A 14480-nucleotide genomic window follows, 5' to 3' on the forward strand; every position below is an offset into this window, starting at 1 on the left:
CCTATTCCACCATCTCTAAAATTGGCCCCATAATATCCTGCATCGTCACCAGGCCGGCCAGTTCGTTGTTGTTCAGCACCAGTACCCGCTTAATACGCTGCTGGCTCATCAGTGCAGCCACATGCTTGACCGCTAAGTCTTCGCCGACCGCCACTACCGGCTTGGTGTAAATATCGTACACATGCAACAAATCAATATCGCCGCTTTCCGCCACAATGGTTTTTAAAATATTGGTGTGGGTGATCAGGCCATAGGCATCGTGTGGCTGCTGCTTATCCACCACCAGGGACTTTAAATCGTGCTTTTTCATCAGGCTAAGCGCTTCGCGCAGGGTAGTAAAAGGCGATACCGTTACCACCTCTTTCACCATAATGTCTTTGACCAGTCGAACCGAGTCCATACTAGAGTTCCTCTTTTAAATGTTGTTCAAAGCGCTGCACTTGTTTGACATCAATGCCGGCTAAATGCTCCAGCGGCACCGTAAAAACCAGGCCTTCAGAACCGCCCTCATCTTTGGCCACCACGTTTTTGATGGCTTTAAGGACCCCCAAAGACAATGACTTTTCCAGCACCATAATCAGCACACTCTGACTGCCTTCAAAGCTCAAGCCAAAGAAGGTTTTGCGCTCATCGCAGGGAATGCCTTTGCCTGCCAGTATGGTAATGCCGGTAGCACCATGCTTGCGGGCAGCTTTGATGGTTTGTTCTTCGTATTCATCGTTGACGATGGCCACCAGGGCTGAGAACTTCATGCGGTTTGTCTCCTGAACTTGGCGGCGTACTCCATAATAATTGCGTACGCCATCACGGTAATAATGGGGAAAATCGAAGCAAAGGCAATCAGACCAAAGCCATCGATCAATACATTGCGTCCTTCAATATGGGTGGCAAGACCAATGCCCAGGGCGGTGACCAAAGGCACCGTCACTTCCGAGGTAGTCACGCCGCCCAAATCAAAGGCCAGGGCTATAATGTACTTGGGTGCCAGCGCCGTCAGCACAATCACCAGCAGGTAACCTGCCATGATGTAGTAGTGGATGGAGTCGCCGGAAATAATGCGATGCACCCCCACGGCAATGCCAATGGCCACTCCTAAGGCAACAATAATGCGGATCACACTGCCTTTTAATTTACCGGGTGCGGCTTGTTCGGCTTGCTCACCGACAGCAATCAGCGCAGGCTCAGCCATGGTGGTAGCAAAACCAATCATAAAGGCAAACAGGTAAATAAACGGCAGGTAATTGCGCGCCATCAACTGCTCGGCCATGCCTTCGCCTATCGGGAAAAGCCCCAGCTTTAAGCCAATCACAAAGGCATACAAACCAAGCAACACCATGATAAAACCGAAAATTACTTTGACCGGATTTTTCAGCGGTTTACGCAGTACCAGATACTGAAAGAACAGCACCACCAGAATAATCGGCAGTACATCACGCAGCATGGTCAGTAAATCGAGCAGCATTTGCAGCAGTGGATGCACTGCTTTAATTTCGGTGGAAACCAGCTCCAGTGCCAGCTCCGGTGTAGGCGCTACGTTGTACACCCAGATACCATACAGCTGCACACTGATCATTGGCACCATCACCGCCATCGCCACCAGGCCAAAGCCATCCATTAAGGGGTTACGACCCCGAATGGAGGCAGCCAGGCCTAACCCTAGCGCGGCAATCAACGGCACCGTCACAATGTTGGTGGTGACCCCACCTGAGTCGTAAGCAAGGCCAACAATCTCTTCCGGTGCAAACCAGGTTACCGATACCACCAGGATGTAGCCGATGATCATGTACCAGTGAATGGGATGGCCCAAAATAATGCGCAATACGCCAATGGCCATCACAGCCCCCACCGACAGAGCGACAATCAGCCGCAGCGTCAGGCCATCAACCCGGCCATCGCTGATTTGCTCAGCCTGCTGTGCCACTGCAATCAGTGCGGGCTCGGCCACCACGGCGGAAAAGCCCATGGCAAAGCCAAAGGCCATTAAAATAGGAATGGAGCCCTTACGGGCAAACTGATTGGCCAGGCTTTTGCCAACCGGGAAGATGCTGAACTCCAGCCCCTGCAAAAACATCGCCACACCAAGGGCGACAATGCCAAGCCCAAGCGCCAGCATCCAGGGATCGTTGGGCATTTGCCGTAAAATCACCGCCTGAAAGAACACCACCACCACCACAATGGGTAGCAGGTTTTTCCCTGCGTGCAGGATTTGATGCAGAAAATCCGAGAAAAATCGCACAACTCTCCCTTAAGCGCTTTGCTGGCCGGATGCAGTACCCAACCTTATTTTGTTGATTTGGTTTGCTTTAGTCTTGGCTATTCTAGCCAATATCGCAACGAATAGTTTGATCCAGATAAAAAAAACTTCTACAAATGGTGGTATGCTTTACCGATAGCACACCCATGGAGCAGACTGATGGCAATTCAATTCAAACTGATACTGGTATTTGTTGATGAAGGTAAAACCGATGCCGTACTGGATGCGGCCCGCGCGGCTGGCGCAACCGGTGCCACCATCATCAATGCCCGCGGCCAGGGGCTGGAAAAGTCCATCGGTATTTTCGGCCTTGAGCTGCTGCATCCGCGCACAGTGTTATTGATACTGGTAGAAGCGCGCCGGGCCGATGAAGTGCTGGAAACGATTACCAAAGTCGGTAAGCTGGATGAAAAGCTCGATACCGGCATCGCCCTGATGCTGGATGTCGATAAAGCACTTGGGCTCACAGAGCATATTAAGCACCTGGAAAAAGCCGTGCCGTTGGATCCTGCTTAATCCGCAGCAAGCCGGTGCGTCAGGAGCAGGCTTGCCTGCTCCAGGGCCTCCACGCTACCAAAAAGCACCAGGACATCATTTTCCTGCAACACCATATCCAGTGAAGGCTGCGTTATCCGGTTATGAGCTCTTACCAGCTCGGTTAGCTGGATGCCAAATTGCGCTAAATCGAGCGTCTGCAAACTTTGACCAATGGCGGGAGAGCCTTCGGCCAATAACACGGCTTTCAATTGCTCTTGTTGTTGTGTCTTCAGCAAGTCGGCCGAGCCACGAAATTGCTGGCGCAACAGTTGATAACGATTTAAGCGTTGCTCCTGCACCAGTTGATTGACCCGACGGGCTGGCACATTCAGCATCAGCAAGACATGCGAAGTTAGCATCATGCCAGCTTCCAAGGTTTCAGGGATGACTTCGGTGGCTCCCGCTTGCCGAAGCTCTGCAACATGACTTTCATCGCGGGTACGGACGATGACTGGTAAGTCAGGGCACAGTTTGCGGGCGTGGCGCAAGGTAATGAGTGCGGCAGATAGGTCTTCATGGCTGATGACCAGCAGTCGCGCTTTGGCAAGACCTGCCGCCATGAGAGTATCAGCATCGGTTGAGTCGGCATAAAATACCGGTACATCGGCCAGGCGGGCATTCTTTACCCTGGCTGCATCCAGATCCAGGCCAATGTAAGGCACCTGCTCTTTTTGTAAAAACTGGGCAACCCCCTGGCCTATCCGGCCAAAGCCAGCAATTACCACATGCTGCTGTAGTCCATGCTGTTCAATATCATCGAATGGCTCGGAGCTTACCGCTGCTTGTCCAATCCAGCGACCGACCAGAAAACGGCTGAGTTGCAAATTGTAGCGGATCAGAAAAACCGCCAGCATCATCGACAACAGCACCGAGGTTAAAATAATCTGGCTGCTACGATTGTCTAAGGTGCCACCTTCAAGCGCCAACGCCAACAACGCAAAACCAAACTCGCCACCCACCGCCAAAATCAACCCGGTGCGAAAAGCGGTTTCCAGCGCTACCCCTGTGGCTAGCACCAGAGCGGTGACCAAAACAATCTTAATCAGCAGCAACAGCAAGGCTCCTGCCAGCGCAATGTGCCCTATCTCCGGCAACAACATCGGGTCGAGCAACATGCCGATGCTGACAAAGAAAATCCCCAGCAACACATCGCGAAACGGCCGGATCGCGGCTTCTACCTGAAGTTTGAATTCGGTCTCGCCCATCACCATACCAGCCAGAAAAGCTCCGAATGCCATCGATAAGCCGAGACTTTGTGTCAGCCAGGCAGCAGCCAAACAGACCAACAATACCGTTAGGGTAAAAAGCTCGGCCGAGTCGCTGCTGGAAACCCGGTGAAATAAATGCCGCAGCAGGTAACGCCCCACCAACACCACCAAAGCGGTTGCAAGCACTGCTTTGAACAATGCCATCCCTAAGGTACTTGCAATATCCTGCGCCATGGCGACACCCAGTACTGGGATCACTATGATAAATGGCACCGCAGTAATGTCCTGAAAAACCGACAGGCTAATGCCAAGACGGCCATGGCGGCTTTGATCCTCGCCCTGCTCCAACAGCTGCTTGCTAATGATGGTGGTGGATGACTGGGCAAAGACAGCACCGATAACAAAGGCAACCACTGGCGTAACCCCAATCGCCCACAGCAATAAGGCAACCAGCAAGGTGGTTAAGCCAACCTGAGCCGTGCCAAGCCCCAGGATGGTATGACGCAACTGATAAATTTGTTGCCAGGAAAAGCGCAAGCCGATGGTAAAGAGTAAAAAGACGATACCAAATTCAGCGATTTTATGGATATAACCTTCGCTGATAACAGGCCCAGCGGTATGTGCCCCAAGCAGAACCCCAACCAATAAATAAGCAATGCTGGCCGGAATATGCGCGCGCTGAAACAGCATCACCATAAACACCATAAAACCCAGCAAAAACAACAATTGGATCAGAGTGCCATCCAGCAGCATAGGTGCAATTACCAAAAGTCGGAAGTAGCTTATGCTACCACAAGTTAAACAAGCGGTGTTTTAACTTTAACCACGGGAATCAGAACGAAAAAAGCAGCTATCGTGGTAACAATAACCTACTTTTGCAGCATAGCTTTCAGCAAATCAATGCGCTTGTGGATACGCTGACTTTCACGGCCGATCAGCATCATGGTGCTGGCTATAAATGCGACCAGGAGCCCTGCTCCGGGTTGATCATAAAAATCAGGTGCCAGCCAAAACAGCATCCCTATCCAAACCCCAGCCAGAAGAAAATCACTCCAGGCTCTCCAGGCTTTGGGGCGCAGTGCTTCAAACTCTTTATTCAGCTCTGCTAATTTGTCCTGTTGATAAAGCATTTCAAGCTCTACGGCCTTTTGCTGCGCAGCTAATCGCTGCTCGTCTGCATGACTGTTCTGCATAAAGTCACCTTCCTTTGCGAGGTTGTCTGGCCTTTGTGGCCGGAAGTAAGGTTACAGCGAAAGCAAGCTGTGGTACCTGGTAAAGCACCAGAACAATAGTTCAGCTAGCGTGTTGGCAACTTGAACGACGAAAACATCGCATCAATGTCTTCCTGATTGCGCAACATGTTGGCTTTTTCTACCACATCCTTGGTGAGATGAGGGGCGAAACGCTGAATAAAATCATACATATAGCTACGCAAAAAAGCGCCTTTTCGGAAGCCTATTTTTGTGGTTGATGCTTCAAACAAGTGACTGGCATCCAAGGCAACCAGATCATGATCCAACACAGGATCAATCGCCATGGTGGCCAGCACCCCCACTCCCAGGCCAAGACGGACATAGGTTTTTAACACATCCGCATCGGTTGCGGTAAACACAATTTTGGGCTCCAGGCCACAAGCGTTAAAAGCTTTATCCAGCTCAGAGCGACCGGTAAAACCAAACACATAAGTCACAATCGAGTACTGAGCAATATCTTCTACGGTCAACTTGCGCTGCAACTTGGCCAGCGGATGCTCAGCGGTCACAATAATACTGCGATTCCAATGGTAACAAGGCAGCATCACCAAATCGCCATACAAATGCATGGCTTCGGTAGCAATGGCAAAATCAGCATCCCCACGGGAGGCTGCTTCCGAAATTTGCTGTGGTGAGCCCTGGTGCATGTGCAATGTCACTTTGGGGTATTTCTGAATAAAGCCACCGATCACTGGCGGCAATGCATAACGAGCCTGTGTGTGGGTGGTGGCTATATTCAACTTACCCTGATCCGGCAGGGTATGCTCTTTCGCCACCGCTTTGATGCTTTCTACTTTCGCCAGAATTTGCTGCGCGATATCAATGACTTCTTTGCCCGCAGGCGTGACGTGGGTTAAGTGCTTACCACTTCGTCCAAAGACCTGAATACCAAGCTCATCCTCCAGCATCCGGACTTGCTTGCTGATACCCGGCTGCGAAGTGAATAAACTTTCAGCCGTAGCTGAAACATTGAGGTTATGGTTTAACACCTCGACAATGTAGCGTAATTGCTGAAGTTTCATCAGACGGTTCCCTGTTACAATGCACGGGCAAGCAGCTGGATATTCCAGTTAACTTAAGATACTGTATGGTTCTATAACCAATAGTAGCTAAAAATGCATGGAAAGAGTAGGCATCTGCTATACGAAAAATCATTTTTCGAGTACTTTAGATGCAACCATCGCAGGAATGAGTAGCACGCATGAGTAATTCCTTACCGCCGATTGATTTTGCCTCGGTGCTGGCCTCGTCAGTGCATGATATGAAAAACTCCTTATGCATGCTATTGCAATCCATTGAGTTGATGCACAACGAGCTGGAGCAAAAAGCTCCTGATACGCAGCAAGAGCTGGCCAAAATTCATTATGAAGCCAACCGCTTAAATACCAATTTACTGCAACTGCTGTCGCTCTACCGGTTGGAACGAAATCAGCTACCTTTGCAGATTGATGATTATTACCTGATTGATATTCTTGAAGAAATACAGCTCAAGAATGAATTGTACATTGAGCAGAAACAAATCCAGTTACAAATCCAATGCGACGCAGACCTGCACTGGTTTTTCGATCGGGACCTTATCACCAACCTGGTCAATGATATCGTGGTAAATGCAATACGCTATACTCAACAACAACTTACTATTTGTACTTTTGTCCGTGATGGCTGGCTGTGCATAGAAGTGCATGACGATGGCGCTGGCTTTCCGGAAGCGATGCTTACCAACAGTGACTTGTTGATGGGCAAAACCGAGTTAAGCCGTGGGCACACCGGGCTTGGCTTGTTTTTTGCACACTTAATTGCACACGCTCATCAACATCAGGGCCGCAGAGGTCAGATCGCACTTAGCAATGGAGGCATTTTTGGTGGTGGCTTATTTCAACTGCAACTGCCCTGAGACAGGGTTACAACACAGACAGGATTTCGAGGTTTAGATGCTATTAACATTGATCATTATTCTGGTCATTGCCCTGGTCATCATTGCTGTGATAGTGAACGCTGTCCAGCAACACCGTAACCGGATGGCCTCGCTAAAGCGTGCTGAGTTCAGCAAGCTTCGTACCATTCTGGAAGATACCGAAGATATCCTGATCAACTCGGCCAACGTGCCGATGAGCCCTGCCATCAGCCAGGTGCTACTGCGTCGCATCGCCTACACATTAAAGGCCATGACTGAACTGGAGCCAGGTTCGAAGGACATTAAAAACCGTTTGCACGAAACACAAAACCGTTTAAAAGAACTCGGCAATAATACCGCGGACATTCAGGTGCCTGAAGGAATTAGTTTGCCGGATGACGACAAAGCACTGATCAGCCTGATCCAGGGAATCAAAAAGCTTCGCCTGATCCTGCGCTCTGAGCATGCCAAAGGCAATGCTGAAACTCAGGTGGTTATTCAAGAAGATCGCCGGCTGGAGGCACTGCAGCTGCGTATTAACGTGGAGAGCCAGATTAAGCGTGGGGTCAAAGCCCGCTCAACCCAGATGCTTGGATCCGCCCGCCAGTACTACGAAAAAGCCCTGGCGGCGCTGCAGGGAGCCCCGAACCAAACCGATTATGTGGTAACCCGCAAGTCGGAAGTAATACAAGCACTGGAAGAAATATCCAATGAGCTGAAAAACAGCAATCAGCGTGATCGTGACAAGAAAGCCGAACTGGAAAATAAAGATCTGGACGAGTTATTTGCCCCTAAACGCAAATGGTAAAAACCAGCCGAAGCTGGTTTTTATCATCTTTACAGCCGCATTACTTTGCCTTATCGGTCACTTTCCAGCGGCCATTCTCAAACCAGGCTGACCAGCCCGTTGCTTTGCCATTCGCTTCTGACATCACGTACTGCTGCTTGGTTTTTCGGCTCCAACGGACAATGCTGGGGTTTCCTTCCGGATCTTTGACCGGAGCATCTGCCAAATAGTAAAACTTAGGCGACAAGCGCTCACGAAAACGCACCAGTTCCTCTACCAAAGGCGCCCGGGTTTCGCGTGATTTCGGGAAAGTAGACGCCGCCAGAAAAATCCCTGCAGCTCCGTCCCGTAACACAAAGTATGCATCTGACTTTTCGCACTTTAACTCAGGCAAATGCACAGGATCTTCTTTCGGTGGCGCAGCCTCACCATTGCGCAATAATTTGCGGGTGTTTTTGCAATCGCTGTTGGTACAGCCGAAGTACTTACCAAAACGGCCAGATTTCAGCTGCATATCCGAGCCACACTTATCGCACTCAATTACAGGGCCATCGTAGCCTTTGATTTTAAAGCTGCCCTGCTCAACCACAAAACCATCACAGCCTGGGTTATTGCCACAGACATGCAGTTTACGCTTTTCATCAATCAGGTAAGAATCCATCGCCGTACCGCATTTGTCGCAACGACGCTTTTGACGCAAGGCTTCGGTTTCCTGCTCCTCATCATCAACATCAGCTATGGCTTCATCACCAGACACCAGATTCATGGTGGTGGTGCAACGCTCCTTGGGTGGTAGCTGATAACCGGAGCAACCAAGGAATACACCGGTTGAAGCAGTGCGGATCCCCATCTTACGGCCACAGGTTGGGCAATCGATATCAGTAAGCACAAACTGGTTGGCGCGCATGCCTCCGTCTGCTTCATCGGCTTCCGCCAACTTGAGCTGCTCTGAAAAGCCAAGGTAGAAACTATCCAGGACTTCACGCCATGACACTTCGCCATGAGCAATATCATCCAGTTTAAGCTCCATATTGGCGGTAAAATCAAAGCTCATCAGCTCTTCAAAATTGTCACGCAGGCGATCGGTAACGATCTCGCCCATTTTTTCGGCGAAAAAACGTTTGTTCTCAATACGAACGTAACCACGCTCCTGGATGGTTGAGATAATAGAAGCATAGGTAGAAGGACGACCAATACCCCGTTTTTCCAACTCTTTGACCAGACTGGCTTCACTAAAACGCGCTGGAGGTTTGGTAAAGTGCTGTTGCGGATTGAGCTGTTGCAATGCTAACTGCTCCCCCGGCTTTACATCCGGCAACACATGATCTTCTTCACCTTTTCGCTTTACTGCTGGCTGCACTCTGGTCCAGCCATCAAACCGCAATACCCGGCCTTTTGCTTTTAACTCGTACTCACCCGCCTCGACCGTAATGGTGGTTACATCGTACTGCGCTGCCGGCATTTGACAAGCTACAAACTGGCGCCAAATCAGTTCGTACAGCTTGCGGGCATCGGCTTCCATATCCCCAAGCGTGCTGGCCTTGACCTGCACATCGGATGGACGTATGGCTTCGTGCGCTTCCTGTGCATTGTCTTTACTGCCATAACGCAACGGTGCCGGTGGTAAATACTGCTTACCGAAGTTCTGCTCAATGTAATCACGGCAGGCATTGACGGCATCCTGGCTCAGGTTGGTCGAGTCGGTACGCATGTAAGTGATATGGCCAGCTTCGTAGAGCCGCTGCGCCAACATCATGGTTTTTTTCACCCCATAACCAAGCCGTGTACTGGCAGCTTGCTGCAAGGTAGAAGTAATAAAAGGCGCGGATGCCTTACTGCTACTCGGCTTATCCTCCCGCTTGGCAACCCGATAATCGGCTTGTTGCAATTGCGCCAGTGCCTGCTCAGTTTGCGCCTTATTGACGGGTCGGAAGCTTTGTCCCTGATGCCTGCTTACATCAAGCAACAAGGCCGTCGCTGAGGCTGTCGTGGTATCCGCCTGAACCGTCCAGTACTCTTCCGGGTTGAACGCCTTAATTTCGCGCTCACGCTCCACCACCAAGCGCACGGCAACAGATTGCACCCGTCCGGCCGATAAGCCTCTGGCAATTTTCTTCCACAACAGAGGGGAGACCATAAAGCCAACAACCCGGTCCAGAAAACGTCGGGCTTGCTGTGCATTCACCCGATCAACATTGACCTCTCCCGGCTCTTCAAAGGCTTGCTGGATAGCGTTTTTGGTAATTTCATTAAAAACCACTCGTTTGAACTTGCCGGGCTCACCACCAATAATTTGCTGTAAATGCCAGGCTATGGCTTCCCCTTCCCGGTCCAAATCCGTTGCCAGATACACCGTATCTGCTTTGTCAGCCAGAGTTTTTAACTCTTTCACCACCTTCTCTTTGCCGGGCAAAATCTCATACCTGGCCTGCCAGCCATTCGCAGGGTCGATGCCCATGCGATCTACCAGTGCCTGATACGCTTTTTCCTCTTTACTTAGCGATGTATTGGCTTTTTTGGCTTTCTCTTTGCTGGAGCTGGTAGGTAAGTCGCGAATATGCCCTACGCTGGATTTCACAACAAAGTTTGTGCCCAGGTACTTGTTGATTGTCTTTGCTTTTGCCGGTGACTCGACTATAACCAGTGATTTCGCCATCTGAACCTTAAAATGCCTTAATGTGTGCGCCAATGGAATCTTCTTTTTTAACGTATATCTGCAAACTGAAGTTGTGACAAGCCCATAAACTCATTATTATGCAGTTAAGCCCTGTTTTTTGGGCTTCTTGGTGATTAAACCACCAAATCAATGAAGCAAATCCCTTATGGCCAAATAAAAATAACAGTGCCAGTCAAACGAAAGGATCTAAGCAAAAATGAAGTATTTTGAAGCAAATTTTGATGGCCTGGTAGGCCCAACCCACAACTATGCCGGTCTATCGGTAGGCAATGTGGCCTCCCTGAACAATGCCCGCAATACCTCCAGTCCGCGCCAGGCGGCCAAACAAGGCTTGCAAAAAATGAAAGCCTTGCAGGATCTTGGCTTGGTTCAGGGAGTATTGGCCCCGCAAGAGCGGCCGGATGTTTATACATTGCGACGGCTGGGCTTTACCGGCAGTGATCACGATATCATTAGCAAAGCAGCGAAACAAGCACCGGCAGTGTTGCGGGCCGTTTGTTCAGCATCCAGCATGTGGACGGCCAATGCCGCCACCATTTCGCCCAGCGCTGATACGGCTGATGGTAAAATCCATTTTACCCCGGCCAATCTGACCAACAAGTTCCATCGCTCATTGGAGCCCGACACCACTGGCCGCATCCTGCAAGCCATGTTTGCAGATCCAAATCATTTTGCCCACCACCGCCATTTACCGGATAACGATCATTTTGGTGATGAAGGTGCTGCCAATCATACCCGCTTGTGCAGTGAGTACGGTGCCAGAGGCGTCGAGCTTTTTGTGTTTGGACGCTATGCCTTTGATACCACGAAAGCAGCACCTAAGCGCTTCCCTGCCCGCCATACACTGGAAGCCTGTGAAGCAGTTGCGCGTTTGCATGGCCTATCGGAAGAGCATGTGGTGTACATGCAGCAAAATCCGGATGTGATTGATCAGGGCGTGTTCCACAACGATGTGATTGCTGTTGGCAACCAGAACGTGCTGTTCTATCACCAGCAAGCTTTTGTCGATAAAGAGCAAAAGCTGGCAGAGTTACAACGTAAATTCGGTAACAGCAGCGAGCTGCATTTGATTGAAGTAAAAGATTCGGAAGTAGCAGTCGATGATGCCATTAAAACCTACCTGTTCAACACCCAGGTGATTACGCTGCCAAATGGCGAGATGGCCATCATCGCCCCTACCGAGTGCCGAGAGAATGAGCGGGTAGCAGGTTATCTGGAGCAGCTGACCGGCCGTGGCACTCCTATCCGCCAGGTACATTATTACGATGTAAAACAAAGCATGCGTAATGGTGGCGGCCCAGCCTGCCTGCGCTTACGTGTTGCCATGAGCGAACAGGAGCGCCAGGCCGTCAATCCTCATGTGTTACTGACGGATGAACTGTTCGCGACGCTGAATCAGTGGGTTGATAAGCATTACCGCGATACAATCAGTGAAGCTGATTTGGCCGATCCGCAACTGCTGCAAGAGTCTCGCGCAGCTCTGGATGAGCTGACGCAAATCATGCATTTAGGTTCGGTCTATCCCTTCCAACGCGGTTAATTACTCAGCTTGCAAACATAAAAAAACCCGCGACAGTATCGCGGGTTTTTTGTATGCAAAACTTGCTCAGAATGCATCGCCACATTTGGGGCTTATTCCAAATGGGTTGGCCGGTGGACTAACGGTTTCAGTTGTTAAATCACTGGCTGCAGCTGTCAGTGTATATTCACGGTAACTTATATTTTCTGTTCCAGCGGCAAAACCTGTGACCTGTAAGCGAATATCAACCCAAGGTGCAACATCTCTGTTGTAGGTCACATGGAACACAGCAATGCCATCGCCATTTGATGTCACCGTAGCTGGAACAGTGGCAACATTCCCTGGGGTTAGCAAACCATCACCATTGGTATCCTCACCAAGATCCAAAATACCATTAAAATTGACATCTTCGCTTAAACAATGTGCCGATGTCTGAGCTTCCCAGCTTTTGAAGCTTGCAGGCGGCGGTGGCGCAGGTACCCAAATCCCTTTTCTGTAACGCAATGACACCGCTGCAACATTCAGTGGCTGATTGGCGACAGGATTACCGGAAGCATCGGTCACAATAATTGAAAACTCTTTGCGGTAGGTGCTGGCACTGGGTGTTTCAATGCTATTGCCCGTGCCAAAGCGGAAGAACAAGGTTCTGCCGCCAACTGCAATATCGGTTGAGTCCGTCACAGCGGCATTGTCCACCAGTGACGCAGATACCACCAGATTTTCACCGTTTACTCCTGCACCTGTGGTTTGATCAGCCGTAAAGGAAGTCGTAGCAACACCCTGCGAATTGGTGGTGGCGGTGCCAGAACTAATAGAGCCACCAGCACTGTTATCCAGTGAGAAAGCAACCAATTGATTTTTCACTGGGTTGTTGTTTGCATCCCGCACGATGGCCCGAATTGAACTACTGTCCCCTGGCACCAACTGTGCTGGGAAAGCCTGTACTTCCATTTTGCTGGGGTTTGTGGCCACAAACTCAATCACCTTTTGGGTGCTGACTTCGTTATCCCCACCACGCGCTGAAATGGTGGCTAAACCAGCAAAGGCGGACTGGATAAAAACACTGGCCCGCCCCGCTCCGTCGGTAGAGGTTTGTGCCACTACATTGCCATCATTTAAACCAGCGATGGAGCTGGCAATGCTGCCACGAGTGGTTGAAAAAAGCACATCATTATTAGCATTCGGTACAGCATCGGTTAACCATTCCAAGCTCATACCGCTCGGTGTGTTCAGGTCCACTTCGGGTATTGCCGCTTCATTTTCCGTTGCTTTTAGAAATACAAAGCTGTCGGCTTTAACACTAAGCTTCACAGACTGGTTCAAGCCTAACGCAGACACCAGCAACGTATCATCACCACTGGTCACCGCATCGTAACTGATACTAACCTGACCATTGCTGCCGGTAGTTGGTGACGTTTGACTGAGTGGATTTCCAAGCTCAGAAGACACCGTTAACACTTCATTGGCAATGCCCTGACCACTGGCATCTTGCAATGAAAAGTTAATCGAAACCTGATCGCCCAGCACAACGGCTGATGGTGCAGCCACTTCCAGGCTGGTGCCAACCACCCGAACCAACAGTTCGTCCCGAACATTACTCACCCGGGCACTGACAACAATATCACGCACAGATTTATCAATCTGGCTGGTAAGCTTGGCTTTGGCCACACCATCTTGCTCTGTATTGGCTGATGTCACTACCAGCTCACCCGAGTCGGTAGCAAAAATGACTGGAACCCCAGCAAGTAACACATTGTTGCTATCACGAACTAATGCGGATAGTTGGAGCACATCAGAAGCTCCCGAGCCTAATTGCGTGCGATCAGCCAGCAAGCGAATGCTGGAAATAATGACGCTGGTCTCACCTCCACCATCACCAGCCGAATTAAAGCCAGCCGAAGCGGTGCGGGTTGTTTCACCATCCGGATACACATATTCAGCGGTTAATTGCCCGGCACCACTGACATCCGTGGCACTAAGAGTGATGGATGCTACCCCGTTGGCATTGGTTAATGCCGTGCCGGTATTGGTAGATAATGAAGCAAGATTAGATGGAGCCATGGAAAATGCAATCACCTGCCCAGCAACATTGCCGGTTGAGCTGGTGAGTGTCGCCGTTGCGGTCAGTGGTTGTTCTGCTGAAAGCAACGCACTTGCTTCGCCTGTGCTGTCAGTCAAGCTGAGTTGCACTGTGAATGCCGGAGCTGAGCCCCCGGTTCCACCGTTACCTCCACCATCAAGAGTTCCACCACCACCGCAGGCAGCCAGGAGGAAAGAAAAAATTACCGAAGTGCATATAAGCTGAATTAAACGCATCCACAGGCTCCAAAGCTTTATAATTGTAATTGTTT

The 14480-nt window shown here is 50.2% G+C and carries 12 protein-coding genes; 4 read left to right on the forward strand and 8 right to left on the reverse strand.

Annotated elements, in window-relative coordinates; genetic code table 11:
* Nucleotide 1 precedes the first annotated feature (1 nt).
* The 3 genes from ABC502_RS10285 to ABC502_RS10295 are packed head-to-tail and all read right to left on the reverse strand — an operon-like array spanning nt 2 to nt 2236.
* Nucleotides 2-400: a CBS domain-containing protein gene (locus ABC502_RS10285; protein WP_330128460.1), complete on the reverse strand. Its 399-nt coding sequence runs from the start codon at nt 398-400 to the stop codon at nt 2-4.
* 1 nt (nt 401) lies between these two features.
* On the reverse strand, nt 402-752 hold the full coding sequence (locus tag ABC502_RS10290; RefSeq protein ID WP_305944918.1) for a transcriptional regulator: 351 nt from the start codon (nt 750-752) through the stop codon (nt 402-404).
* A complete protein-coding gene (locus ABC502_RS10295; RefSeq protein WP_345915841.1) occupies nt 749-2236 on the reverse strand; it encodes a DUF1538 domain-containing protein in 1488 nt (495 codons plus the stop codon). Before ABC502_RS10295 ends, ABC502_RS10290 begins: the two co-directional genes overlap by 4 nt.
* Before the next feature lie 183 nt (nt 2237-2419).
* Between ABC502_RS10295 and ABC502_RS10300 the strand changes: the two genes are divergently transcribed.
* Nucleotides 2420-2770: a P-II family nitrogen regulator gene (locus tag ABC502_RS10300; RefSeq protein WP_228591171.1), complete on the forward strand. Its 351-nt coding sequence runs from the start codon at nt 2420-2422 to the stop codon at nt 2768-2770.
* On the opposite strand, the gene ABC502_RS10305 is transcribed toward ABC502_RS10300, so the two are convergent.
* The 3 genes from ABC502_RS10305 to cysB form a co-directional block, all read right to left on the reverse strand.
* A complete protein-coding gene (locus ABC502_RS10305; RefSeq protein ID WP_345915842.1) occupies nt 2767-4767 on the reverse strand; it encodes a cation:proton antiporter in 2001 nt (666 codons plus the stop codon). The genes ABC502_RS10300 and ABC502_RS10305 overlap by 4 nt on opposite strands.
* Before the next feature lie 101 nt (nt 4768-4868).
* Entirely contained in the window at nt 4869-5192 is a 324-nt protein-coding gene (locus tag ABC502_RS10310) for a hypothetical protein (protein WP_345915843.1), read from the reverse strand.
* A 104-nt stretch (nt 5193-5296) separates the two neighbouring features.
* Nucleotides 5297-6274, reverse strand: coding sequence for an HTH-type transcriptional regulator CysB (gene cysB / locus ABC502_RS10315; RefSeq protein ID WP_330088930.1), 978 nt, complete (start codon nt 6272-6274; stop codon nt 5297-5299).
* Between the two features lie 179 nt (nt 6275-6453).
* Between cysB and ABC502_RS10320 the strand changes: the two genes are divergently transcribed.
* Nucleotides 6454-7146, forward strand: a complete 693-nt coding sequence (locus ABC502_RS10320) for a HAMP domain-containing sensor histidine kinase (RefSeq protein WP_330088931.1) — start codon at nt 6454-6456, stop codon at nt 7144-7146.
* Between the two features lie 37 nt (nt 7147-7183).
* Entirely contained in the window at nt 7184-7954 is a 771-nt protein-coding gene (locus ABC502_RS10325; protein ID WP_330088932.1) for a hypothetical protein, read from the forward strand.
* A 40-nt stretch (nt 7955-7994) separates the two neighbouring features.
* Here the strand turns inward: ABC502_RS10325 and topA are convergent, their stop codons facing one another.
* Entirely contained in the window at nt 7995-10589 is a 2595-nt protein-coding gene (gene topA, locus ABC502_RS10330; RefSeq protein WP_330088933.1) for a type I DNA topoisomerase, read from the reverse strand.
* A 217-nt stretch (nt 10590-10806) separates the two neighbouring features.
* Here topA and astB point away from each other — a divergent pair, with 217 nt between their 5' ends.
* Nucleotides 10807-12150 (forward strand): N-succinylarginine dihydrolase, encoded by a 1344-nt coding sequence (astB, locus tag ABC502_RS10335; protein WP_345915844.1) that lies wholly within the window; start codon nt 10807-10809, stop codon nt 12148-12150.
* A 66-nt stretch (nt 12151-12216) separates the two neighbouring features.
* Here astB and ABC502_RS10340 read toward each other — a convergent pair whose 3' ends face one another.
* On the reverse strand, nt 12217-14307 hold the full coding sequence (locus ABC502_RS10340) for an Ig-like domain-containing protein (RefSeq protein ID WP_345915845.1): 2091 nt from the start codon (nt 14305-14307) through the stop codon (nt 12217-12219).
* Between the last annotated feature and the right edge of the window lie 173 nt (nt 14308-14480).

Origin of the sequence: Alkalimonas sp. NCh-2, from assembly GCF_039631345.1 — a bacterium.
Classification (GTDB): Bacteria; Pseudomonadota; Gammaproteobacteria; order Enterobacterales; family Alteromonadaceae; genus Alkalimonas; species Alkalimonas mucilaginosa.